The organism is Asticcacaulis sp., from assembly GCA_024707255.1.
GTDB lineage: Bacteria > Pseudomonadota > Alphaproteobacteria > Caulobacterales > Caulobacteraceae > Asticcacaulis.
In genome coordinates this window covers 312,015-334,600 of record JANQAC010000002.1, presented here as the reverse complement: position 1 = coordinate 334,600, position 22,586 = coordinate 312,015, and the positions used below count along the sequence as shown (strand labels likewise).

Annotated in this window: 22 protein-coding genes and 1 pseudogene; 8 read left to right on the top strand and 15 right to left on the bottom strand. The window is 60.8% G+C overall.

Going from position 1 to position 22,586, the window contains the following annotated elements:
• Nucleotides 1-43: 43 nt before the first annotated feature.
• A complete protein-coding gene (gene infC / locus NVV72_12790; GenBank protein ID MCR6660163.1) occupies nt 44-565 on the top strand; it encodes a translation initiation factor IF-3 in 522 nt (173 codons plus the stop codon).
• 245 nt (nt 566-810) lie between these two features.
• Complete coding sequence (locus NVV72_12785; protein ID MCR6660162.1) at nt 811-1,161, top strand: cupin domain-containing protein; 351 nt, start codon at nt 811-813, stop codon at nt 1,159-1,161.
• Nucleotides 1,162-1,228: 67 nt separating this feature from the next.
• Here NVV72_12785 and NVV72_12780 read toward each other — a convergent pair whose 3' ends face one another.
• Both NVV72_12780 and NVV72_12775 read right to left on the bottom strand, forming a co-directional pair.
• The gene (locus tag NVV72_12780) at nt 1,229-3,448 is read right to left on the bottom strand and encodes a 3-hydroxyacyl-CoA dehydrogenase NAD-binding domain-containing protein (GenBank protein MCR6660161.1); all 2,220 of its coding nucleotides are present in this window, start codon (nt 3,446-3,448) and stop codon (nt 1,229-1,231) included.
• 17 nt (nt 3,449-3,465) lie between these two features.
• A pseudogene (locus tag NVV72_12775) lies at nt 3,466-4,685 on the bottom strand (acetyl-CoA C-acetyltransferase).
• 213 nt (nt 4,686-4,898) lie between these two features.
• On the opposite strand from NVV72_12775, the gene dgoD reads away from it, so the two are divergent.
• The 4 genes from dgoD to NVV72_12755 all read left to right on the top strand — a co-directional run bounded on the left by dgoD (nt 4,899) and on the right by NVV72_12755 (nt 8,840).
• The gene (gene dgoD, locus NVV72_12770) at nt 4,899-6,080 is read left to right on the top strand and encodes a galactonate dehydratase (GenBank protein MCR6660160.1); all 1,182 of its coding nucleotides are present in this window, start codon (nt 4,899-4,901) and stop codon (nt 6,078-6,080) included.
• Nucleotides 6,081-6,305: 225 nt separating this feature from the next.
• Entirely contained in the window at nt 6,306-7,166 is an 861-nt protein-coding gene (locus NVV72_12765) for an SMP-30/gluconolactonase/LRE family protein (protein MCR6660159.1), read from the top strand.
• Nucleotides 7,167-7,284: 118 nt separating this feature from the next.
• Entirely contained in the window at nt 7,285-8,202 is a 918-nt protein-coding gene (locus tag NVV72_12760) for a 2-dehydro-3-deoxygalactonokinase (GenBank protein MCR6660158.1), read from the top strand.
• Nucleotides 8,199-8,840, top strand: a complete 642-nt coding sequence (locus tag NVV72_12755; GenBank protein MCR6660157.1) for a 2-dehydro-3-deoxy-6-phosphogalactonate aldolase — start codon at nt 8,199-8,201, stop codon at nt 8,838-8,840. The genes NVV72_12760 and NVV72_12755 overlap by 4 nt, the downstream gene beginning before the upstream one ends.
• A gap of 47 nt (nt 8,841-8,887) precedes the next feature.
• Here NVV72_12755 and NVV72_12750 read toward each other — a convergent pair whose 3' ends face one another.
• From NVV72_12750 to NVV72_12720, 7 genes are all read right to left on the bottom strand, one after another.
• Nucleotides 8,888-10,480, bottom strand: coding sequence for a VWA domain-containing protein (locus NVV72_12750; GenBank protein ID MCR6660156.1), 1,593 nt, complete (start codon nt 10,478-10,480; stop codon nt 8,888-8,890).
• A 146-nt stretch (nt 10,481-10,626) separates the two neighbouring features.
• A complete protein-coding gene (locus tag NVV72_12745) occupies nt 10,627-10,968 on the bottom strand; it encodes a PQQ-binding-like beta-propeller repeat protein (protein ID MCR6660155.1) in 342 nt (113 codons plus the stop codon).
• Nucleotides 10,880-13,015 carry a PQQ-binding-like beta-propeller repeat protein gene (locus NVV72_12740; protein MCR6660154.1) on the bottom strand — a complete coding sequence of 712 codons (2,136 nt, stop codon included), beginning with the start codon at nt 13,013-13,015 and terminating at the stop codon, nt 10,880-10,882. The genes NVV72_12745 and NVV72_12740 overlap by 89 nt, the downstream gene beginning before the upstream one ends.
• 117 nt (nt 13,016-13,132) lie before the next feature.
• On the bottom strand, nt 13,133-14,731 hold the full coding sequence (locus tag NVV72_12735) for an ATP-binding protein (GenBank protein MCR6660153.1): 1,599 nt from the start codon (nt 14,729-14,731) through the stop codon (nt 13,133-13,135).
• Between the two features lie 6 nt (nt 14,732-14,737).
• A complete protein-coding gene (locus NVV72_12730; protein MCR6660152.1) occupies nt 14,738-14,932 on the bottom strand; it encodes a hypothetical protein in 195 nt (64 codons plus the stop codon).
• Complete coding sequence (locus NVV72_12725; GenBank protein MCR6660151.1) at nt 14,929-16,257, bottom strand: AAA family ATPase; 1,329 nt, start codon at nt 16,255-16,257, stop codon at nt 14,929-14,931. The genes NVV72_12730 and NVV72_12725 overlap by 4 nt, the downstream gene beginning before the upstream one ends.
• Before the next feature lie 125 nt (nt 16,258-16,382).
• On the bottom strand, nt 16,383-16,811 hold the full coding sequence (locus NVV72_12720; GenBank protein MCR6660150.1) for a helix-turn-helix transcriptional regulator: 429 nt from the start codon (nt 16,809-16,811) through the stop codon (nt 16,383-16,385).
• Between the two features lie 100 nt (nt 16,812-16,911).
• On the opposite strand from NVV72_12720, the gene NVV72_12715 reads away from it, so the two are divergent.
• Nucleotides 16,912-17,772, top strand: coding sequence for an SDR family oxidoreductase (locus tag NVV72_12715; protein MCR6660149.1), 861 nt, complete (start codon nt 16,912-16,914; stop codon nt 17,770-17,772).
• A 17-nt stretch (nt 17,773-17,789) separates the two neighbouring features.
• Nucleotides 17,790-18,323, top strand: a complete 534-nt coding sequence (locus tag NVV72_12710) for a GNAT family N-acetyltransferase (GenBank protein MCR6660148.1) — start codon at nt 17,790-17,792, stop codon at nt 18,321-18,323.
• On the opposite strand, the gene NVV72_12705 is transcribed toward NVV72_12710, so the two are convergent.
• From NVV72_12705 to NVV72_12680, 6 genes are all read right to left on the bottom strand, one after another.
• The gene (locus tag NVV72_12705; GenBank protein MCR6660147.1) at nt 18,320-19,204 is read right to left on the bottom strand and encodes a LysR family transcriptional regulator; all 885 of its coding nucleotides are present in this window, start codon (nt 19,202-19,204) and stop codon (nt 18,320-18,322) included. The two genes, NVV72_12710 and NVV72_12705, sit on opposite strands and share 4 nt — an antisense overlap.
• Nucleotides 19,205-19,212: 8 nt before the next feature.
• On the bottom strand, nt 19,213-20,211 hold the full coding sequence (locus tag NVV72_12700) for a putative sulfate exporter family transporter (GenBank protein ID MCR6660146.1): 999 nt from the start codon (nt 20,209-20,211) through the stop codon (nt 19,213-19,215).
• 86 nt (nt 20,212-20,297) lie between these two features.
• Nucleotides 20,298-20,750, bottom strand: a complete 453-nt coding sequence (locus NVV72_12695) for an NUDIX domain-containing protein (GenBank protein MCR6660145.1) — start codon at nt 20,748-20,750, stop codon at nt 20,298-20,300.
• Entirely contained in the window at nt 20,737-21,747 is a 1,011-nt protein-coding gene (locus NVV72_12690; protein ID MCR6660144.1) for a hypothetical protein, read from the bottom strand. The genes NVV72_12695 and NVV72_12690 overlap by 14 nt, the downstream gene beginning before the upstream one ends.
• A gap of 36 nt (nt 21,748-21,783) precedes the next feature.
• Nucleotides 21,784-22,113 carry a 2Fe-2S iron-sulfur cluster-binding protein gene (locus tag NVV72_12685; protein ID MCR6660143.1) on the bottom strand — a complete coding sequence of 110 codons (330 nt, stop codon included), beginning with the start codon at nt 22,111-22,113 and terminating at the stop codon, nt 21,784-21,786.
• 104 nt (nt 22,114-22,217) lie between these two features.
• Nucleotides 22,218-22,571 (bottom strand): Hpt domain-containing protein, encoded by a 354-nt coding sequence (locus NVV72_12680; GenBank protein ID MCR6660142.1) that lies wholly within the window; start codon nt 22,569-22,571, stop codon nt 22,218-22,220.
• Between the last annotated feature and the right edge of the window lie 15 nt (nt 22,572-22,586).

Genomic DNA, 22,586 nt, shown 5'->3' with positions numbered 1-22,586 from the left:
TTCGTTTGAACAGACTCAAGGAGAACGACCTATTCGTCGTCCAATTCAAGCCCCGCCTCCTAAAGACGGCCCCCGCATCAACAATGAGATCAAGGTTCCCCGCGTACTGTTGATCGACGCTGCCGGCGAAAAGCAAGGCATTATGCCGACATCCGCCGCCCTGGAAGCCGCCGAAGAAGCCGGTCTCGATCTCGTCGAAGTCTCTCCTACCGCTGACCCGCCCGTCTGCAAGATTCTCGATTACGGCAAGTACCGTTTCCAGGAACAGAAGAAAAAGGCCGAGGCGCGCAAGAAGCAGAAGGTCGTTGAAATCAAGGAAATCAAGCTTCGCCCCAATATCGATATCCACGATTACGAGGTGAAGGCCAAGGCGATGACGCGCTTCTTCGAAGAAGGCGACAAGGTCAAGGTGACGCTCCGTTTCCGCGGCCGTGAAATGGCTCACCCCGAACTCGGCATGAAACTGCTGCAAAAAGTGAAAGCCGATTTCGAGCCCACCACCAAGGTCGAATACGAACCGAAGATGGAAGGCAAGCAGATGATCATGATTTTGGCGCCGAAATAGGCCGCCGGATCAATCACAAGAAGCCCTGCGCAAGCGGGGCTTTTTTGTTGATACGACCGAGAAAGTCTTGGCCAACGTCCCTTAGGGGAATCCACAGATTGCACAGATTTAGCACAGATTAAGAGAGCGCTACCGCGCTCAATCAGACTAGCATACGGCATATTGTTCGCCATTATAGCCCTGAAAAATCTGTGTTAATCTGTGTAATCTGTGGCTTCCCTTCCTTTCTTATTCTTCATGGCCTCATGTCCCAGTTCATTAAATTCGACCGCTCGACCGTCACGCCGGAACACGACCGTCCAAGGCCGGAGCGTGTGATCAATGGCGATCCGCAGTTCACCACCTGGCTGCTCGAAACCACGCCGGATGAGAAGACCTATGCCGGTTACTGGGCCGCCACACCGGGGACCTGGCGGGTTTCTTATGACGAATGGGAATACTGCACTATCCTCGAAGGCCATGCGATCGTAACGGAAGACGGCCAGCCACCAGTGACGCTGAAAGCCGGGGACCATATCGTCTTCCGCAACGGCTACCAGGGCCAGTGGCAGGTGATCGAGCCGGTTTTGAAGACCTTCGTGATCATTCTGCCGTAGCGGCCTGGCGCTTCCACCGCCACCAGCAAAACTAAACAGGCGCCCTTTTAGGGACGCCCGTTTTTGTTTATGCCGCTTTCGCTGCCCTGGTGTCGAACCGGCCGTAGAAGGTTTCGCCCTTGGCGGCCATGTCGCGCAGCAATTGCGGCGGAGCGAAGCGGTCTCCGTAGAGCCTGGTCATGCGGTCCAGCTCCTCGACGAACTTCGGCAGACCGATCGAGTCCATCAGCGAGATGATCCCGCCCGACCACGGCGCGAAGCCCCAGCCGAGGATCGAGCCGACATCGGCCTCACGCGGATTGGTAATAACGCCTTCCTCGAAGCAGCGCGCCGCCGTCACGGCCTGCACATAGAGCAGGCGCTTCTTCAGTTCCTCGACCTCGGCCGGACTGGCTTCGCCCTGGGTGACCGGGAACATATCGAGCGTGCCCGACCACAGGGTCTTGGGCGCGCCCTTGGCTTCCGGATAATCATAGAAGCCCTTGCCGTTCTTGCGGCCAAGACGGCCATCGGCGACCATCTGTGCCACTTCCTTTTCGCCGGGGATCGGCTGGTAGGCATCGCCCATGGCCTTGGCGGTTTCGGAAGTGATCTTGGTCAGCAGGTCGAGCGCCACATCGTCCATCATTTCCAGCGGCCCGCGCGGCATACCGGTCATGCGACCGGCATTGTCGATCAGCGCCGGCGCGACGCCTTCCGACCACATGATCATGCCTTCGGCGGTGAACGGAATGAAGCAGCGGTTGGCGAAGAAGAAGCGCGAGTCGTTGACCACCACCGGCGTCTTTTTGATCTTGAGCGCGTAGTCGATCGCCTTGGCCACGGTGGCGTCAGACGTCTTTTCGCCGCGGATGATCTCGACCAGCATCATCTTGTCGACCGGCGAGAAGAAGTGGATGCCGATATAGTTTTCGGCATGCGATGAAGCGCCGGCCAGCAGAGAGATCGGGATGGTCGAGGTATTGGTGCCGAAAATTGGTGCCTCTTTGCCGTTAGCATAGAGCGGCGCCTCGGCCTGCTTCGTCACCTGCTCCTTGAGGTCGGTATTTTCAAACACGGCTTCAACCACCAGGTCGGAGCCGGTGATGGCGGCATAGTCCGGCGTGGCGGTGATCAGGTCAAGGATGCCCTGTGCTTTCTCCTGAGTCATCTTACCGCGCGACACCGACTTCTTCAGCAGGTCCTCGCAGTGCGCCTTGCCCTTGTCGGCAGCGGCCTGGTCTCGATCGAGCAGGATCGTTTTGATGCCGGCCAGGGCGCTGACATAGGCGATGCCCGCCCCCATCATGCCGGCGCCGATCACAGCCACCTGAGTCACATCCGTCTTCGGCACGCCGGCCGGCCGGCCCGAGCCCTTGCCGATGGCCTGCATCGACATGAAGAAGGTGCGGATCATCGCCTTGGCCTGCGGCGTCGCCGGGGTCTTGCAGAAGAAGCGGCTTTCGATCTTTATCGCCGTATCGAAGGGCACCTGCAGGCCCTCATAGACCGAGTGCATCAGGTTGAGCACGGCGGGATAGTTGCCATAGGACTGCTTGCGGATCAGAGCGTTGCCCATGATGAAAACTTGCGCGCCCGCCGGATGGTAGGGACCGCCGCCGGGGATCTTGAAGTCCTTCTTGTCCCAGCGCGCGACCGGGTCACCTTTCGTCTTGATCCAGGTCTTGGCGGCTTCCACCACCTTGTCGTCATCGACCACTTCGTCAACGATACCGGCGGCCAGGGCTTCGGCGGGCTTGAACGACTTGCCTTCCGACATGGCCATGAGCGCCGCCTGAACACCGATCAGGCGCGGCAAACGCTGCGAACCGCCGCCACCGGGGAACAGGCCGATCTTGACTTCCGGCAGGCCGACCTGAACCTTCGGCCCGTTCGACAGCACGCGGTAATGACAGGCCAGCGAGACTTCCAGACCGCCGCCCAGTGCCAGCCCGTTGATGGCAACGGCCACCGGTTTGCCGCAGGTTTCCAGCAGGCGGTAGACCCGGTTCATCTCGAATGCCGCATCGAAATTGGCTTTCAGCACGGACTGTTCATCCGTAGCGCCGCCCTTGGCCTCCCAGGCGCCCGAAAGCATTTCTTCCAGGTCGGCGCCGGCGCAGAAGCCGGTCGTCTTCCCCGAGGTCAGGACCACGCCCTTGACGGCAGAATCGGTCTTCGCCTGCTCGGCGATGGCGGCCAGATCGGTCAGGGCCTGCTTGGTAAAGGTGTTCATCGACTTGCCGGGCACATCGAAGGCGCAGAGCAGGATGCCGTCGGCGTCGAGTTCGGTCTTGAAGGTTTCCATAATCCCTGTTCCTTTTCTTAAACGCGCTCGATCACAGTAGCGGTGGCCATGCCACCGCCAACACACAGGACCGCCAAGTGCCGGTGGACTTGCCGGAACGTTCCAGTTCATCGGCCAGCGTCCCCAGGATCATGGCGCCGGTGGCGCCCAGCGGGTGGCCCATGGCGATGGCGCCGCCGCAGACATTCATCTTGTCGTGCGGGATATCGAGCACCTGCATGTAGCGCAGGACGACCGCGGCAAACGCTTCGTTGAGTTCGTAAAGATCGATGTCTGTCGTCTTCATGCCGAGTCGCTTGAGCAGCTTTTCAGTGACGTAGGATGGCCCCGTCAGCATGATCGACGGTTCGGAACCGATCGACGCCGTGCCGAGGATGCGGGCCTTCGGCTTCATACCGGTGATCCTGCCGGCCTCTTGCGAGCCAACCAGTACCGCCGCCGCACCATCGACGATCGACGACGAATTGCCCGGCGTATGGACGTGGTTGACGCGTTCGACTTCCGGATAGCGCTGTTGGATGACGGAATCGAAGGCCATTTCACCAAAGGCAGCGAAGGACGGGTTCAGGCCACCGAGGGTCTGCATGTCGGTGCCGGGACGGATGGTCTCATCATGCGACAGGGCGATGACACCCATCTGGTCCTTGATCGGCACAATGGCGTTTTTGAAGCGCCCCTCGGCCCAGGACTGCGCCGCCCGCTTGTGGCTTTCAACCGAATAGGCATCGACATCGGTGCGCGAAAAGCCCCACTTGGAGGCGATCATGTCAGCCGAAACGCCCTGCGGCACGAAATGGGTCGGAAAGGCCGCGGCCACGTCGATCGCCCAGGCGCCGCCATCGGAACCCATCGGCACGCGGCTCATGCACTCGACCCCGCCGCCAATGGCCATGGTCGCCTCACCGGAGACGACCTTGGCGGCGGCGACGTTTACGGCTTCGAGACCGGAAGCGCAGAAGCGGTTGAGTTGCACGCCGCCCGTAGTTTCGGCGTATTTGGCCGCCAGAACGGCGGCGCGGGCGATATCCCCGCCCTGTTCGCCCACCGGCGTCACGCAGCCCCACATCACGTCATCGACCAGGGATGTATCGAGACTGTTACGGTCTTTCACGGCCTTCAGAACCTGCTTCGACAGGTCTAGCGCCGTGATCTGATGGAGCGAACCGTCCTTCTTGCCCTTACCGCGCGGCGATCGCACGTGATCATAGATATAGGCAGAATTTTCAGGACTGGGCATAGATGGGCTCCTCTGTTCAGGCATTTGGCTTTGAGCCATTTCTTGGTGAGGCATAGATGCGCTTACTTTACGCGAACGTCAAGATAAGTGATAAAAATAATCACGGTTGTCCCGCGGAAAACGTACACCCGCGCATCTAATTATCATACAATATATTGACCGATGCGATCCAAACGATTAGGTCATTCAAAAGATAATTACAGGACTCACCTCATGGATACCGCCGCTCCGCTTTCGACTGTTGCAGCCCAAACCCGCTTGCGCAAGATAGAAACCTTCGCCGTGCCGCCGCGCTGGCTGTTCGTTCGCATCGAAACCGAGGACGGTGCCGTTGGCTGGGGCGAAGCCTCGCTGGAAGGCCATACCGAGGCCACGCAAGCCGCCTTTGCTGAAATCCGCGAACGCTTCCTCGGTCATGACGCAGACCGTATCGAGGATATGTGGCAGGTCTTCTACCGCCTCGGTTTCTACCGCGGTGGGCCGGTGCTGATGTCGGCCCTTTCCGGCTTCGACCAGGCGCTGTGGGATCTGAAGGCCCGCCGCCTCGGCGTGCCGGTATGGCAATTGCTCGGCGGCCGGGTACGTGACCGCGTCCGGGTCTATGCCTGGATCGGCGGCGACCGCCCGTCGGATGTGGTCGATGCCGGCAAGGCCCGTCTGGCCCAGGGTTTCAAGGCCGTCAAGATGAATGCCTCGGAAGACATGGCCTGGCTCGGTTCGCCCAAGGTGATCGATGGGGTTTGTGACCGTCTGACCTCGGTGCAGGCCCTCGGCCTCGATGTCGGGCTTGATTTCCACGGCCGCGTCCATAAGCCGATGGCCAGGCAGATCGCCCATGCGCTGGAGCCGCTGCGTCCGCTGTTCATAGAGGAGCCGCTGCTTTCCGAACATCCGGAAGCCATCGCCCAGTTCGCCAATATGACCTCCACGCCGGTGGCCCTGGGCGAGCGCCTCTACAGCCGCTGGGATTTCAAGCCGTTCTTCGAGCGCGCCTGCGTCGATATCATCCAGCCCGACCTCAGCCACGCCGGCGGCATTTCCGAAGTCCGCCGCATCGCCGCCATGGCCGAAGCCTATGATGTCGCCATCGCCCCGCACTGTCCGCTGGGTCCGCTAGCCATGGCCGCCTGCTTCCAGATCGGTATTTCGACGCCGAACCACGTCATCCAGGAAATGTCGCTGGGCATCCATTACAATACGAACGGCCACGACCTGCTGTTCTATATGAAGAACCCGGAAGTGTTCGATGTGACCGACGGCTATGTCGAAGCCCTGACCGGCCCCGGCCTCGGTGTCGAGATCGACGAGGACAAGGTGCGCGAAATGGCGAAGGACTGCCCGCCCTGGCGCAATCCGGCGTGGCGCGGGCCGGATGGCTATGTGCGCGAGTGGTAGTTTAAGGTTTAGCCACAGATGACACAGATGGGCACAGATAATGCGCGTTAGCGCACCTGCTCGAATTGCCACAATCCTCTTGCGGTAAAGAAAGCGAGAATAGCGCAAGCGCATTTCTTATCTGTGCCCATCTGTGTCATCTGTGGCTAACCTTTTTCTTCTCTTGCCCTCCAACGCGCCACGCCGTAAAAACGCCTTAACTCAGACAAAACAGGATCAGGAATCATGACCGCCATTCTCCGTCGTTCCGCCCCCGGCGCTATCCTTGGCGAAGGCCCGCTGTGGTCGAAACGCGATCAATGTGTCTACTGGGTCGATATCCTGTCGCACAACCTTCACGCTTACTACCTGAACGGCGAAAGCAAGACCTGGCACTTCCCGGAGCCGATCGGCTGGGTGATCGAAAGAGAAAAAGGCGGCTTCATCGCCGGCCTGATGTCGGGCTTCGCCGAGGTCACGCTCGATCCGCTGACGATCAGGCACATCGCCACCCCCTATCCGCATGAGCCAGAAAACCGCCTGAACGACGCCAAGGCCGATAACCTGGGCCGCATCTGGGCCGGCTCCATGCACAAGCCCATTACCAAGGTCTCCGGCGCCTTCTATCGCCTGAATACCGACCTCTCCCGGCAGGAAGTCGATGGTCCCTACAAGATCGCCAACGGCCCCACCTTCTCGGCCGACCACGCCCGCGTCTATCACACCGATACCGGCCGGAATGAAGTCTATGTCTTTGACGTCATCGATGGCGAACTGGCCAACAAAACTCTTTGGCTGACCTTCCCCGAAGACTGGGGCGGCCCCGACGGCATGACCACCGACGCGCAGGGCGGCATCTGGATCGCCCACTGGGGGCCGGGCAAGGTTACGCGCTTCAACCCGGACGCCACGGTCGATTTCTCGATCGACCTGCCCGCCAAGCAGATCACCAGCCTGTGCTTCGCCGGCGACAATCTCGACCGCGTCTTCGTCACCTCGGCGGCGGAAAACCTGCCGGAAGATCGTGAAGGCGGCACCCTGTTTGAAATCCCGGCGCCGCTGCTGCGCGGACATACCGGGCTGGAGCCTCAGAAATTCGGCGGATAAGCGTGACAGCGGGAAATGGATTGCAACACCTTCTGAACAGGGGCGCGCACCTGTGGCAAAACTCTGGTGGATAAGGCGTCCCCGCGGTGCTAAACCCGCCGCGTAAATATCGGATTCCATGAAGATTGATCACATGACCTATGCTGCACCCGCCCTGCTTGCCGCTGATTGGGGCACCACCAATTTCCGCCTGTTCCTGTTCGGCACCGACGGCCGGATCATCGCCAAGCATACCGCCAATATCGGCCTGAAAAATCTTGGCGTCCTGACCTTCGAACAGGCGCTGCTTTCGGTCATGAAGGGTGATTTCGACCGCCCGGACCTGCCCATCCTGCTTTCCGGCATGGTCGGTTCGCGCACCGGCTGGGTGGAGGCGCCTTATCAGTCCTGCCCGTCGAGCCTGACAGATATAGCCAGCCATCTGGTCGATGCGCCGTCCGAGCGCCTGAAGGTGAAGATCGTACCTGGCCTGCGCGCGCCGGCGGACCACGAGGGCCTGCTCAATGTCATGCGCGGTGAGGAAACCCAGTTGTTCGGACTTGGGAACGGCGTGTTCGTCCTGCCCGGCACCCATTCCAAGTGGGCCCTGGTGGAAAATAATGTCATCGAGGGCTTCAGTTCCTATATGACCGGTGAAATGTTCCAGGTGCTGAAGCGTCACTCTATCCTGGGCGACCTGATGGATAACGACAAGGACGATGAAGCCGCCTTTACCTTGGGCGTCGATCGCGCCATGGCCGACAAGTCCTTCCTGTCCCTGGTTTTTTCCGTCCGCACCGAGGGCTTGTTCGGCCATATCGCTCCGGAAAGCCTGTCTTCCTATCTGTCCGGCCTGTTGATCGGTTCGGAAATCCGCGCCGAAAGCATCCGCCACGGCATCCGCCCGGTCGGTATTGTCGGCGATGGTACGCTCAGCAATCTCTACAAACGCGCCCTCACCCACACCGGCTTTACCGATGTCACCATCCATGATGGCGATGCGGCCGCGGCGGCGGGTCTGTGGGCTATCGCCCAGCAAGGAAAGCTCGTATTATGACCGTGATGGAACAGTGGCAGGATGCCCTGAAAACCCTGCCCCTGGTGGCGATCCTGCGCGGCCTGCGCCCCTCCGAGGCGCTCTCAATCGGTGAAGTGCTGGTCGAAGCCGGTTTCCGTATCGTCGAGGTGCCGCTCAATTCGCCCGATCCGTTCGACTCGATCAAATTGCTGGCCCAGGCTCTGGGTAAGCGCGCCATTGTCGGCGCCGGCACGGTGCTGAATGTCACCGATGTCGAGACGCTTCATGCCGTCGGCGGCCAGATCTGCATCTCGCCCAACGCCAACCCGGACGTCATCCGCCGCGCCAAGGCGCTGGGCCTGATCTCCTTCCCGGCCTTCTTTACCCCGACCGAGGCGTTTGCCGCCATCGATGCCGGCGCTGACGCGATCAAGCTGTTCCCGGCTGAACTGGCCGGCACCACCGGCCTGAAAGCGATGAAGGCCGTGCTGCCGAAAACCGTACCGGTCTTCCCGGTCGGCGGCGTCAATCCGGACAATATGAAGGATTTCCTTGAGGCCGGCGCGGCCGGTTTCGGCATCGGCTCTGCCGTCTTCAAGCCAGGCGATACGCCGGAGATCGTGTACAAAAAGGCCCGCGCCTTTGTCGAAGGCTGGGAGGCCATCCAGAAAGTATAAAAAAACCGCCGGAGGCATCAGCTTCCGGCGGTTTTTCTTTTTGAACCTTACTGCACCAGCCTGAGCTTGCCGATCCGCATGAAGATATCGGCCATGGTGGCATTCAACTGAGACGCCGAACTAAGATCGTAATAGTAGATCGTCTTGGTGGCGCATTTTTTCAGCATATCACTGTTGCCGTCCATCACGCGGACCACAAAGATGGTGATCCCCTTGTCCTTCGCCGCCTGGCAGGCCAGGGCCGTGCGCGCATCTATATCTGAGGACCAGCTACTCCACCGGTTTTGCGTATTGTCGCCGTCGGTGACGACGATCATGTACTTGTCCATATCCGGGTCACCGAAAGCCACGCCTTGCGTATAGGGGGCGTCGGGAGACAGCAGTTCCATACCCATCTGCACACCGATGGTGATGTTGGTATTGCCACCGGCTGTCAGCGCATTGACGTAGGTCTTGGTGCTGCTGATGCTGGTGGTCATGTCCTGGATGACAGCCGGTGGCGAACTGGTGCAGTTTGCCGCCTGGTATGCGCTGTCCAAAGCATCGGTTGCAAAGGTATCGGCTGACACGTCATAGGGCTGCCCCCGATCGATGACGCACCCTGCCCAGCTACTGGCATAGGTCGCAAAGATGGGCGTGTTTTTGAAAGACGTATAGCCATTCGGAGGCGTATAATACTGATACGTCTTCAATATCTGATTGGTGGCCGGGGTGCCTGGGCTGGAAGCATAGGTCGCCTTATGGGTGGTCGGGTCAACGGTGAGAGTGACCGTATAGGTATACAGCGTATAGTTATTATAAGATATTTTTTCATAGGCCACGGCAAAGGCCGAATACACACCCGCGCTTTTATCCACCTTATAGAACATCTTGGATGCGGCCGATGACAGGCAGGTCGCCTTATTGCTGCTCTTTGCACTGGCGCAGATCGCATCATAAACCTTGTAAGCGGCATGGCACGCGTAAAAAGAACCGTCCGCATTGCTGGCTTCTGTTGTCGAACACTTGGTGTAGTCAACATAGGCATCGGTCGCGCTCGTCGGCATACGCACTTGCGTATTAAACGGCACGACACCGACCTTAACGTCCGAGCTGTTCTGACCATTGGCATCGAGCAGGGAATTCAGCACCGAGGTGACGCTCGATTTCAGATTGGTCAGCTTGCTGCTCTGATTCATCGATCCGGTGACGTCGAGCACCAGGGCCAGTTCGAACGGGTTGACTTCCGACTGCGCCGTCGAACTGACATTCAGGGTCTGGGTGCCCAGGCCAACCAGGCCCAGGAAATAGGGTTTGATGGTCGCTGTCGCCGTATAGTTCAGCTTGGAGATATTATCGACGACCGTCTTTTTAAGAGCGTGCGCCCCCAGCGTTACGTCGCTGGCGTTAAAATTGTCGTCAAACGCCTGCTGCGCTGCCAGTTCGGAAACCGTGTCGCCCTGGCTGGCCGTGAGCGCGCCGCGCAGGACCGCGATATCGGCCGCATCCTGCATCTTGTTGCGCGCGTCGTTGATGCGTGAAAAATCCACCGCGCCGCCGGTGACCGCCACCAGGAACAAGGCGCTCAAACCAAAGATAATGGCGACGTTTCCGCCCTTATGGCTCTGGAACCTGTTCCACAGCCCGGATTTTGCAGACATGACTGGCCCCGTAAAAAGAATACGCCCGTCAGCAGTCTTGCCATCATATGTTTAAACAATTGAGATCATAAGTAGTAAACGACCCGGTAAAAATCGTTAACCAGACCATAAGGCCCGCCCGGAAACCCTCCGGGCGGGCCTTACCATTACTTCTTTTCCGGCAGGGCATAGGCGATCAGATAATCGCCTTCCGGTGTCTTCATGAAGTGGTGGCCGCCGGCCATGATCACCACATATTGCCGGCCATTCTGCTCGTAGACCATCGGATTGGCCTGGCCGCCCGCGGGCAGAGTGTCCTGCCACAGGGTCTTGCCGGTGCGGATATCGATGGCGCGGAACTGGTTGTCCGTGGTCGCCGCAATGAAGATCAGACCGCCCGCCGTCACGGCCGGTCCGCCATTATTTGGCGTGCCGATCCGTATGGGCAGCAACGAAGGCAGACCAAACGGTCCGTTGCGGCGGGCATCGCCAAAGGCATGATCCCACAAAGTTTTGCCAGTCTTCAGGTCGAAGGCGCGAGATCCCTCCGTAAGGCGGCTGCTTGCACAACATCCCCGTAACCGGCATGACCCAGCCAGCATTGACGTCGATGGCGAACGGCGCCCCTTCCTGCGGGCCGGCCCCTTCGGCGCCGCCTTTGCCGGTATTCTTCGGATCGCCCACCGCGTAAATACCGCGGTCATCCGCCTGTTTGCGGGTCAGCAACTGATCATAATTGGCGGTCAGGTTATAGTTGGCGATGACCACGCCGCGGCGCGGATCGACCGCCGCGCTGCCCCAGTCCGAGCCTCCATTATAGCCGGGATACTGGATATAGGGCTTGTCCAGTTGCGGCGCCGTATACATGCCGGCATAGTGCGCCTTGCGGAACTGGATGCGGCAGATCATCTGGTCGATCGGCGACATGCCCCACATCTGGCGCTCGGTGATATCGCCGTCACGCACATTCTGATAGGTCGACCAGGGCTGAACCGGGCTGCGTTCCTGCGGCTCGACGCCGCCGACCTCGGCCTTCATCTGGCCAACGCCGGTCAGAGGCTTGCCGGTGCGGCGATCGAGGATGTAGAAATCGCCCTGTTTGGTCGGCAGCAGGATCGCCGGCACCATCTGGCCATTAACCGGGAAATTGACCAGAGAGACCTGACTGCCCTGGTCATAGTCCCGGACGTCATTGATCGCCGTATGAAACACCCAGGCCGGCTTGCCGGTATCGACATTGAGCGCCACCAGGCCCGACGAATACATCTTTTCCGGCGGCCGGCGCTGGCCGCTGAGATAATCCGCCGCCGAATTACCCATCGGCAGATAGACCTGGCCAAGCTGCTCATCCGCCGTGGCAGTGGTCCACATGTTCGGCGTGCCGCGCGTATAGGTCTCTCCCGGCGGTGGCGCGCCGGTGCGATCCGGGCGCATCATATCCCAGGCAAAACGTATCTGGCCCGTCACGGCGTCATAGCCGTGAATAACACCCGATGGCGCCCACTTGTACTGGCCGTCCTGGACCTGGTGGCCGGTGACGACGATGCCATGCACGATCGCCGGCGCCGCTGTGATGGCCACCATCGACGGGATCACCTGGCCCATGCCGTCGGTGATCTTCACCTGACCGCCGGTGCCGAAGCCTTGGCACGGCTGGCCAGTGCGTGCATCGACCGCGATGATACGGCCGTCGAGCGTGCCCTCGAAAATGCGTTCGGCGCAGGGCGTACCCACAGCCGCCGTCGGCACCTTGTAATAAGCCACGCCCCGGCAGGCGGCGGTATAGGGGATGTATTCGGTCGGCACCTTCGGATCGAAGGTCCAGCGCACCTTGCCGGTGGCGGCATCGAGCGCGTACATCTTGTTCATGCCGGTACAGGCATAGAGGCTGTCGCCGATCTTGATCGGCGTGGTCTCCGCGCCCCATTTGTCGGGCTGGCTGCCGGTGCGGTAAGTCCAGGCGACCTTGAGGTCTTTGACGGTATCCGGATTGATCTGGTTGAGATCGGCATAGCGTTGGGCGCTTGAGCCCCCGCCATAAGTCGGCCAGTCGGCGCCGGCGGCCGCAGCGGTATCGAAGGCCAGGGAAACGCCTGCCTCAGGCACCGGCGACTGCACGCCGGAGCGGTTGGTGATCCCGACCGCCAGGCCCAGCAAAACGACAAAAGCGGCAATCCCGGCAAATCCCTGTAACCGGCGCTTCTTGCCTTCGCCCGGCAGAAGCGATGGCAGGAGACCGACCACAAACAGAAGCATGACCAGCGGCGCGACGATGCGCGGCACCAGGGCCCAGCCGTTCAGCCCGGATTCTGTAAAGGCCCACAAAACCGTCAGGATAAAGGTGGCGATATATATCCAGGCGCCGAGCACCCGGCCGGTGAAGATCAGCCCGCCGGAAGCAGCCAGGGCCAGCCCCGCCAGCAGATAATACCAGCTACCGCCCAGCATCGCCAACTGGATGCCGCCGATGACCAGGATCACGCCGATCAGCGCCAGCACCACACCCAGCACCTTGGCGGGCCAGCCCGCTTCCACCTTCATCCACACATCTGTCATCGCATCCTCCGCTGCCGGTTCCGGCAGTCCAGCAGGGCGGCCGAAACTCGTTTCAAAATCAACTATATCAGCTTAGGCTTTGAAAAATAAAAATTCAAAGTGTTACCGCTTTGCGTTTCAAAGCGACTGGGCCGCAAACTGGCCGAGCCGGTTTTCGAGATCGGCGGGTGCAAAGGGCTTGGAGAGATATTCATTCATGCCGGCGGCCAGGCATTTTTCGCGGATACCATCGAGCGCGTGAGCCGTCATGCCGATGATCGGGGTTTCGGCATTGGGCCTGCCAGACAGGCGGATAAGGCGTGTGGCCTCGAAGCCGTCCATTTCCGGCATCTGGATATCCATCAGGATGATAGCATAGCGCAGGGTATCGGCCATATTGACGGCACTGGCGCCGTTTTCAGCCAGATCAACCTCATAGCCAAACATTTCGAGAAAGGTCTTCGCCACCAGCACGTTGGGCGGATAGTCCTCGACCAGCAGGACACGCCCTTTCCCGGATAGGCCGGACACGGCGGCCTCGGTCACCGCCGCGGGTTCAGCGGGGGCGACTTCAGGCAGTTCCAGTGTGAAGGTGAAGCATGAGCCCGCGCCAGGCGTGCTGTAAACCGTCAGGCTGCCCGCCATCAGTTCCGCCAGGGTCTTGCTGATGGCGAGGCCAAGCCCGGTGCCGCCGAACTTGCGGCTGATGGTGCTGTCGGCTTGAGTGAACTTGTCGAAAATCTTTTCCAGCTTTTCCGGTGCTATGCCGATGCCGGAATCGGAAACCGTGATTGACAGCCGGTCACTGCCGTCATCCGGCAGCACGGTTTCGATGGTGATCGCGCCCTTGTCGGTAAACTTGATGGCGTTGGAGCACAGATTGCTCAGAACCTGATGGATGCGTGTCGGGTCGCCGGCGAACCATTTGCCGCGCACATTATCGATATTCACGGTCAGGCTAAGGTGCTTTTCCGACGCCTTGACGGAACTCACACTGACCATATCCTCCAGCAGGCGATCGAGCCGGAAAGGTACGGTCTCGATTTCTATGCCGCTGGCCTCGATCTTGGAGATATCGAGCAGGTCATTGATCAGCATCAGCAGGCTTTCGCCTGAGGTTGAGAGGGTTTCGATATATTTGCGCTGGTTGGCGGTGAGGGGCGAGCTGCGGGCCAGTATGGTGGAAAGCCCCAGTATGGCGTTCATCGGCGTGCGAATTTCGTGGCTCATATTGGCGAGGAATTCCGACTTGGCCACATTGGCGGCGTTGGCCTTTTCCGTTGCCACCTTCATGCTCTCCGCCTGCCGGGTCCGCTCGTGCAGGAAATCGCGGATACCGTACTGCCTTTGCCGGTCACGCAGGGCCGAGCGGATGGTCGACATGAAATTGCTGAGTTGCACCGGCCGCTTGATCAGGGTCATGTGCCCTATGGCCTCCAGCTTCTTCAGGATGGCCGGCGAATCCTGCCCCGGCGGGGTCAGCAGGATAATGGGGATATCTGACCAGTCCTCCTGCAGCGACAAGGCCGCCTGGAGACATTTTTCCCGGTCGGCAAGGACATGCTCCTGCGCCAAAATCAGGACAGCCGCACCGGCCTCCATCTCATCGCACACTTGAAAAATGTCACGGCAGATCAGGGCGCCCACGCCTTCCCTGCCGAGCAGGTCCGCTGTAATGGCGCCATCCCGTGCCGTCGGGGGCAAAATCAGAACGCGGCTTTCGGCCCCATTGGTCATGAAAGCCTATTCTCCCGCCAGGCCATCTTGCACCGTCAGCGGTTCGGCCGGCTTCATCGAGAACGGAGTGCCCGTCAACAGGCCATGAAACCGGCGCAGGGGTTCACCAATACGGATACCCGCCTCACTCAGGGTAAACTCACGGATGGAGCGCTCGTGCCGGCCGTTGCGCTTCTTGACGACGGAGATCAGTTGTCTCACCTCCCCCTGGTCTCGAAATAACGGAACAGGATGACCGTATCGGCCAGGTAGCTGGTATCGATCACGGTCCGCATCGCATTGCCGAGCAGGCCATGCTGGGCCACCACCAGGAAGGTGATGATGCCGTAGTGACCCAGATAGGTCAGCAACTCATGAAGCTGCGCGGTCAGGTAGCGCTCTTCCGGCATGGCGTTGAGATAGCCATTGAGGCTGTCGATCACCACGATCTTGACCGGTTTGCCGTTTTGCCCCTCGGCCGCCTTGCGCACCCTGTCCGCGAATTCGCCGGGTGACATTTCCGCCGGGTCGATGGCGCGCACCTCGATCAGCCCCTTGTCGACATAGGTGCGCAGCGGAATGCCGATGCCCTCGGCGCGCTGAAACAGGGTCTCCAGGCGTTCGTCGAAGGAAAACAGGATGCTGGCCAGGCCGCGGCGCGCCGCTTCGGCGGCATATTGTACCCCGAGGCTGGACTTGCCGATCCCCGCCGGCCCCAGCAAGAGCACACTGGTGCCCGATGTCAGTCCCCCACCCAGAAGGGCATCCATTTCGGGTATGCCGCTGCGCATGACGGTCACATCATTGCGCTTCAGATGCTCGCTGGCGATAATGCGCGGGTAGACGACCAGGCCGCCGCGCTGAATGCTGAAGTCGTGATACCCGCCGCGATACCGCTGGCCGCGCAGCTTGGTGATGCTCAGGCGCCGCCGTTCTGCACCGTAATCAGACGATAGCTGCTCAAGGCTGATGACGCCGTGGGCGATGCTTTCCAGTTGCAGGTCGTCTTCGCCGCGCGCCGTCTTGTCATCGAGGAACAGCACCGTGCAGTCGCGGCCGACGAAAAACTGCTTGAGCGCCAGAACCTGGCGGCGAAACCGCAGCGCGCTCTGGGCCAGCAATTTGACCTCCGACAGGGAGTCAATCACCACCCGCTTCGGCTTGATGCGTTCAACCTCATCCTGGATACGCCGAGTGGTGACGCTCAGTTCCACCTCGGACGGCTGGAACATGGTGTACTGGTTGTCCGGATCGAGATCCTGTTCCTCGGCGATCAGTTCGAAAATCTCGACCTCATCGAGCACCATGCCGTGCGATTTCGCCACCGCCATCAGTTCCATGCGGGTTTCCGACAGGGTGACATAAAGCACCTTTTCGCCCTGCCGGACGCCTTCCAGCAGGAACTGCAAGGACAGGGTCGTCTTGCCCGATCCGGGCGTCCCATGCAGCAGATAAACCCGGTTGGCCGTCAGGCCACCGCCGAGAATATCGTCAAATGCCGCTATGCCGGTTTTGATCACCGGGTTTGCCGTCTCCGCCTCTTTCACGTGGCCTCTCGCTGAAATTGCCTTGAAATCAGTCAATTACAGCGCGAATAATTTTTCAATTAGGTTGGAGGCCACCGGATTCCAAGCCCGCGTAAAGCGTATGTTTTTGCGCCAGGCGGACAGGGTCAGGCCAGCTCCGCCTGCGCCCCGGCAAAGTCCGACCGGGCCGCGCGTATCTGCGCATGGTGATCGGCCGCCCACTTCATCAGGCCCATCAAGGGCGGCATCATCGATTCGCCCAGCCCGGTCAGGCGATATTCGACCGAAGGCGGCTGGGTCGGGAAGACATGCCGGCTGACCAGGCCGTCGCGCTGCAAATCGCGCAGAGTCTGGGTCAACATGCGCTGGGAGATATCCGGCACGGCGCGTTTCAGTTCGCCGAAGCGGTGCGGCCGGGTGCCGAGCGCCACCATCAACAGGCTCGACCACTTGTCACCGATATGATCCATCACATCGCGCACCGGACACTTGCTGCTGTCTACCTGCCCCTCGACCTGGACCATGACATCCTGCATGGCCTGCCGCAGGGCGGGCGTGATCACTGGTTCCTTCAAGGTAACTATCTCCCGAAAACCTGCCGTCTTTACAGGCGGCAATAAGATACTATTTTACATATAGTCTCATTTAGTAACCATATATCACAAAGGAACTATTATGTCCAATCTCCTCGTTACCGGCGCCAATGGCAAGCTCGGCCGTCATGTCACTCAGCTTCTGCTGGAAGCCGGCAAGGACCACATCATCGCCGCTTCGCGCGACACCTCAAAGATTGCCGACCTGGCCGCCAAAGGCGCCGAAACCCGCACCGCCGATTTCGACGATACCGCTTCGCTTGCCGCCGCCTGCAAAGGCGTCGACCGCGTCCTGATCATTTCGACCGATTCCCTCGGCACCGGCCAGCGCCTCAGGCAACACCTGAATGCCGTGAAAGCCGCCGCCGAGGCCGGCGCCGAAATCGTCTATACCTCCATGCCCAAACCGGAAGGCTCCGCCGTCACCTTCGCTCCCGATCATGCCGGCACCGAACAGGCGATCATTGCCAGCGACCGCCCCTACACGATCCTGCGCAACGCCTGGTATCAGGAAAACCTGCTGATGACCCTGCCGGGCGCCTTTGCCTCAGGCACGCTTTACACCTCCGCCGGTGAAGGCAAGATATCACACGTCTCCCACGCCGATGTCGCCCGCTCGGCGGCGGCGGCACTCAGCAAGCCTTCGACCAACGAAATTCTGACCCTGACCGGCCCCGAGCTTCTGACCACGAAACAGATCGCCGCCCTGGCTTCGGAAGTCATCGGCAAGCCACTGGCTGTCGTTGACCTGACCGACGCACAACTGGCTGGCGGCATGAAGGCAGCGGGCGTTCCAGAAGCCATCATTCCCATGCTGGTCTCCTTCGACACCACCACCCGCGAAGGCGGCTTCGATATCCTGACCGATGCTGTCGAAGCTCTGACCGGCCGCAAGCCGGAGCCCCTGCGCGCCTTCCTCGAGGCCAGCAAGGCGGCATTCTGATCCTTGCGGACAAGCGCATGGACGGCTATCACACGCTCATGCGCATCCTGCCCGTCGAACCCCACCACATCCCCGCCCTGTCGCAACTGGCGAAGGACACCTTTACCGAGACCTTCGCCCATCTCTATCCGCCCGAAGACCTGAGCGCTTTTCTGGCCAAATCCTATGCGCCCGAAAAGCTGACGCTGGAGACCGCCGATCCGACGCAGTTCTGGCGCATTGTCTATGACGGCGATGATGCCGTCGCTTACCTGCAATGCGGACCGGTCGGCCTGCCGCACGCCGACGCCGATCCGGCCGGTGCCGGCGAATTGAAGCGGCTCTATGTCCATTCCAGCCAGCAGGGTAAGGGCCTGGGCCGGATGCTGATGGCCATTGCCCTGAACTGGCTGGGCGAGACCTATGGCGATGCACCGCAGTGGATTGGCGTCTGGAGCGAAAACCACAAGGCGCAGGCGCTGTACCGCTCTTACGGTTTCGAACGGGTGGGTGAATATCAGTTCCCGGTCGGCCAGACGCTCGATGACGAATTCATCCTGAGACGTTTCTAATCCTTGCAGATATCCATAAAAGCCTGTTCGGCGCGGGTGCCGCTGCGTTCCTTCAGGCGAAGCAGGTAAAAGGATCGCGGCGCCAACCCGATGTCCATGCCCTGCAGCAGGCCGGCGCGGATCGCCCGTTGCGCCACCAGTTCTGATTGCAGGGAAACGCCCAGTCCCGCCTCGACCACGCCGCGCACCGCCTCGTTCGACGGCAGTTCCATGACGATATTGCCAGCGTCATTACCGGCATCGAGCCTTAACCCCATCGTGGCGAGATGGTCTTCCAGAATATGCCGTGTCCCCGATCCCGGTTCGCGGACGATAAAGCGGAACCCGGCCCAATCCGCCGGCGTCAGGGGGTGCGGCAGGTTGAGCCCCATGGGCGCAATCAGCACCAGCCTGTCCCCGTCAAGCGGTGTGACCGCCAGCCGCGGGTCATCCACTCGCCCTTCCACCACCGCGATATCAGCTTCGCCGCTCAGCACCTTCACCGCTGCTCGGTCGGTATTGCCGATCGAAAGCCCCAGGGTCAGGCCGGGATAGGCGGCATGAAAGCGCGCCAGGCGCTCCGGCAGCCAGAAATTGGCGACCGTCTGGCTGGCGGCCAGGTTAAGCGTTCCGCGGAGGCCACCCGTTGCGTCATGCAGGGTCTGCTCGGCCGCCCGTGCCCGCGCCAGGACCGCCCGCGCCTCCGGCAGGAACAGCCGTCCGGCTTCGGTCAGCGCAATGCCACGGCCGATGCGGTCGAACAGCTTCGTGCCGTACCGCCCCTCCAGCGCCGCAATCGCTGAACTGACCGCCGATTGCGTCAGGTTGAGCGCCTCAGACGCGCGGGTCAGGTGCTCGCGTTCGGCAACGGCGATAAAGATGCGTAACTGTTCTAAAGTCATGCTTTTATTTAGGCGAAAGCTAAAGTGAGTCCCAGCGTAAAAAGCGAGATGAATAGCGCGCCGAATGCACCCAGGGCCAACGGTGCCCAGCCCTTGGCTTTCAGGCCATTGATATGGGTCTTCAGGCCCATCGCCCCCAGCGCCATGGCCAGCAGGAAGCCCGATACCTGCCCGGCCAGGGTCGTCAGTTCGTGCGGCAGAACGACCAGGCTGTTGACCACCACCAGGGCCAGGAAGCCGATGACGAACAGCGGCACGCCGGTGCCCGTATTTCCGGCTTCGGCCTTGCGCCCCAAACGCAGGCTCATGACCAGCGGCGCCAGCATCAGCACCCGCGTCAGCTTGGCAATGGCGCCCGACTGCGTGGCCGCCGGCCCGACCTGCGCCGTGGCGCCGACCACCTGCGCCACCTCATGGATCGACGCGCCCGCCCACAGGCCGTAACGGCGGGCATCCAGCATCATCAGATGGTCAGCCAGCGGATAAAGCAGCATGGCGGCCGTGCCGAACAGGGTCACCATGGCCACGGCATAGGCGACATCCTCGTCCTCGGCCCCGGTCACCGCATTGACGCCCGCCACCGCCGAAGCGCCGCAGATACTGGTGCCGGCGGCGATCAGTTCGGCCAGTTTCGGCGCTACACCGAGCGCCCGGCCCACCGCGCGGATCGTCACGAAACTGACCGCCAGGCCGGCGGCGACAATAAGGAATCCCGTCAAGCCGATCGCCACGATCTGGCCGAAACTGACCTGAAGGCCAAGCAATGCCACTGCCCAGCGCAGCAGGCTGCGCGAGGAAAAGGCGATACCCGCCTCCGCACGGCCCGGCAATTTCACGGCATGGACCAGAAACAGGCCGATCACCGCCGCCAGAATGGCCGGAGACACGGCGCTCATGTGCGGCAACTGGTGGAGTCCGAACGCAACGGCCCCAAGCAGGGCGGAAATAATAACGCCTGGAAAGACTTCCGGCAGGCGGGCGGGTAATTTGGCGGCAAGGTCGGTCATTGGGCGGACTTTCAGTTCTCTGACAGCCTGTTTTTAGACCCACGCCTTCATTCGATCCAATGAATTAAATTTATAAAATCATTCAATTAAATTGATTGATCGCGCAACCACAAAGCCAGCGGCCAGGCATAGCCCTCATGCTTCAGGTGCGTCATCACAACCATCGGATCGAGCCAGACCAGTTCATGATCCGCTTCGATTTTCAAGGCAGCGTCCTCGCCAACCAGCCGCATCTCAAAGAAGTGGCTGTGATTGTTATAGGGCGTGCCATTCTCATGAATGATGTAGTGCCTCAGATCGGTGATCGTCCGGACAACCTCGACCACCAGCCCGACCTCCTCACCGAACTCGCGCACCACCGCCTGTTCCGGCGTTTCACCGGGGTCGGTGGCGCCGCCGGGAAAATCATAGCTGTAGGGGCCATAGCCGATGCGCGCGCAGGCGATCTTGCCATTGATCGTCAGGATACCGTAACCGCCGGTCCGCGGCAGGTAATCCAGACCTTCGCGCCGCGCGCCGTATTGATTAGTCGTCGCCATAAAGCACTTCCCACGGATCGGCGATCCGGCCGCCGACAAAATCATCATAGCTGCCGGCCTTGTAACCGACCTGCATGGTCTTCGACTCACGCCAGGCATCGAGCAGCGCGTCCCGCAGGTCGCCGGCGCCGCGCCCCAGTAGCTCCACCATGAAGGCCTTGCCGCGCGGGTCGCCGGGCGTGAAACCGCCGTCCTTTTCCATCTGGTACATCGGCACCACCTTGGCGAAGCTCGGTTTGAAACGGCCGGTGACGCACGTCATGATCGGCGCCGTGCAGGGGACATAGTCGCCCATGGCGTCCCTGATGTCGTCTTCCCTGACGGTGTCGTGGACATAGACGCCTTCGAGGGGCGAATGGACCTTTTCCGTGGTGAACCCATTCGGATTGGGGAAATCGCCCCAACCATTATAATGGATGCTCAGGTGCATCGGGTTGGTCGAATCGCCGACATAATGCGCCAGGATGCCGATATCGCGCAGGGTCAGGTCTTCGCGGCGGGCAAGATCGGCCTTGTACCAGGCTTTCTTCGTCCGGTCGGTTTCGCGCGCCTCGACATAGGTCAGGACACGCCAGAAGGCCATGTCCTTGACGACCTGCTGCCAGGCGTCGACCGTGGCGTAAGGCAGATAGCCGGCCTTGTAGGGCTCGACACCCTTGGCGCGCAGGGCCGCTTCATAGTCAGAGCGGTTGGACGGCAGGTTATCCAGCGAGACGCCGGCCAGGGTATTGCCGTCATCATCCAGGTCGATGAAATGGGCGACATCGCGGTCATTGTCGTGAACCTTACCGGCGCCGCGCCAGCGGTCGGGCTCGCGGGCATATTCGCCGACATCAGCAATCGCCTGCGGGCTGCGCAGGAAGGCGGGCATATAATCCGGCAGCGATTTTAGCGCCATCTCGCCGATCATGCGATGCCCCGAAGAGCCCCAGCCCCAGGCGGCACCGGCCAGGGCCGAACCGATCAGCAAAGACGCCAGCAGGGTTTTTAAACGCATGGATTATCCCTTTTTGATACCCCGGCTCGCTGCGGCTTAATCCGCTTCGGGCGCCAGGGTGACCTCAAGTCCGTTTAGATCATCGCGCATCAAAATCTGGCAGGAGAGACGAGAACTGCGCTTCACATTGAAGGCTTCGTCGAGCTTCTCGTCCTCCTCGTCGGATTTCGGCACCAGTTTGTCCTGCCACGTATCGGCGACATAAACATGACAGGTGGCGCATTCCAGGCAACCGCCGCACTCGGCCTTGATCGGCAGGCCGTTGTCACGGATGATTTCCATAATGCGCCAGCCTTCGAGCGCCGGCAGGGTATGGACCACGCCTTCGCGGTCGGTACAGATGATATGCAGCTCTTCGTCGCTCATGCCGGCTCTCTGGTTTCACTGAAAGATAAGGTTTCGCGAGTGCGTTTAAAGAGCCGCTTCCCGATTGCCAAGCCATAAAAACCGGCTTTTCGCGTCAGTTCAGCTTAACCGCGCAGGGACCTGAGTTGCAGTTCGTGGAGATAGGCCGCCACGTCATGCTGGGCGGCATTCATGGCCGACCGGACCTTGTCCAGGCGGAAATCGGCCCCTTCCGCATCGCCGCGCTCGGCCGCTTCGGCCGCTGCCGCCAGAAGGCCCGCGCCCACACCTGCCGCCGCGCCCTTGATGGTATGGGCGGCATCGCGCCAGCCGGCGTGTTGAGTCGTCAGGAGCGGCGCCCACAATTCGCATTGCTGCTGGAAGATGCGCAGGACTTCCTCCATCACCACGGCGTCATTCAGCGTATAGGCTTCGAGGTGGCCGAAATCGACCGCGCCGGTCAGGTCACGCAGGGCCATCAGTCTCTCCCGAAA

Coding starts and splice junctions, on each gene's coding strand:
- NVV72_12785 (MCR6660162.1), top strand. CDS start 811: ATGTCCCAGTTCATTAAATTCGACCGCTCGACCGTCACGCCGGAACAC.
- NVV72_12780 (MCR6660161.1), bottom strand. CDS start 3,448: ATGGAAACCTTCAAGACCGAACTCGACGCCGACGGCATCCTGCTCTGC.
- dgoD (MCR6660160.1), top strand. CDS start 4,899: ATGGATACCGCCGCTCCGCTTTCGACTGTTGCAGCCCAAACCCGCTTG.
- NVV72_12765 (MCR6660159.1), top strand. CDS start 6,306: ATGACCGCCATTCTCCGTCGTTCCGCCCCCGGCGCTATCCTTGGCGAA.
- NVV72_12760 (MCR6660158.1), top strand. CDS start 7,285: ATGAAGATTGATCACATGACCTATGCTGCACCCGCCCTGCTTGCCGCT.
- NVV72_12755 (MCR6660157.1), top strand. CDS start 8,199: ATGACCGTGATGGAACAGTGGCAGGATGCCCTGAAAACCCTGCCCCTG.
- NVV72_12750 (MCR6660156.1), bottom strand. CDS start 10,480: ATGTCTGCAAAATCCGGGCTGTGGAACAGGTTCCAGAGCCATAAGGGC.
- NVV72_12740 (MCR6660154.1), bottom strand. CDS start 13,015: ATGACAGATGTGTGGATGAAGGTGGAAGCGGGCTGGCCCGCCAAGGTG.
- NVV72_12735 (MCR6660153.1), bottom strand. CDS start 14,731: ATGACCAATGGGGCCGAAAGCCGCGTTCTGATTTTGCCCCCGACGGCA.
- NVV72_12715 (MCR6660149.1), top strand. CDS start 16,912: ATGTCCAATCTCCTCGTTACCGGCGCCAATGGCAAGCTCGGCCGTCAT.
- NVV72_12710 (MCR6660148.1), top strand. CDS start 17,790: ATGGACGGCTATCACACGCTCATGCGCATCCTGCCCGTCGAACCCCAC.
- NVV72_12705 (MCR6660147.1), bottom strand. CDS start 19,204: ATGACTTTAGAACAGTTACGCATCTTTATCGCCGTTGCCGAACGCGAG.
- NVV72_12700 (MCR6660146.1), bottom strand. CDS start 20,211: ATGACCGACCTTGCCGCCAAATTACCCGCCCGCCTGCCGGAAGTCTTT.
- NVV72_12695 (MCR6660145.1), bottom strand. CDS start 20,750: ATGGCGACGACTAATCAATACGGCGCGCGGCGCGAAGGTCTGGATTAC.
- NVV72_12690 (MCR6660144.1), bottom strand. CDS start 21,747: ATGCGTTTAAAAACCCTGCTGGCGTCTTTGCTGATCGGTTCGGCCCTG.
- NVV72_12685 (MCR6660143.1), bottom strand. CDS start 22,113: ATGAGCGACGAAGAGCTGCATATCATCTGTACCGACCGCGAAGGCGTG.
- NVV72_12680 (MCR6660142.1), bottom strand. CDS start 22,571: ATGGCCCTGCGTGACCTGACCGGCGCGGTCGATTTCGGCCACCTCGAA.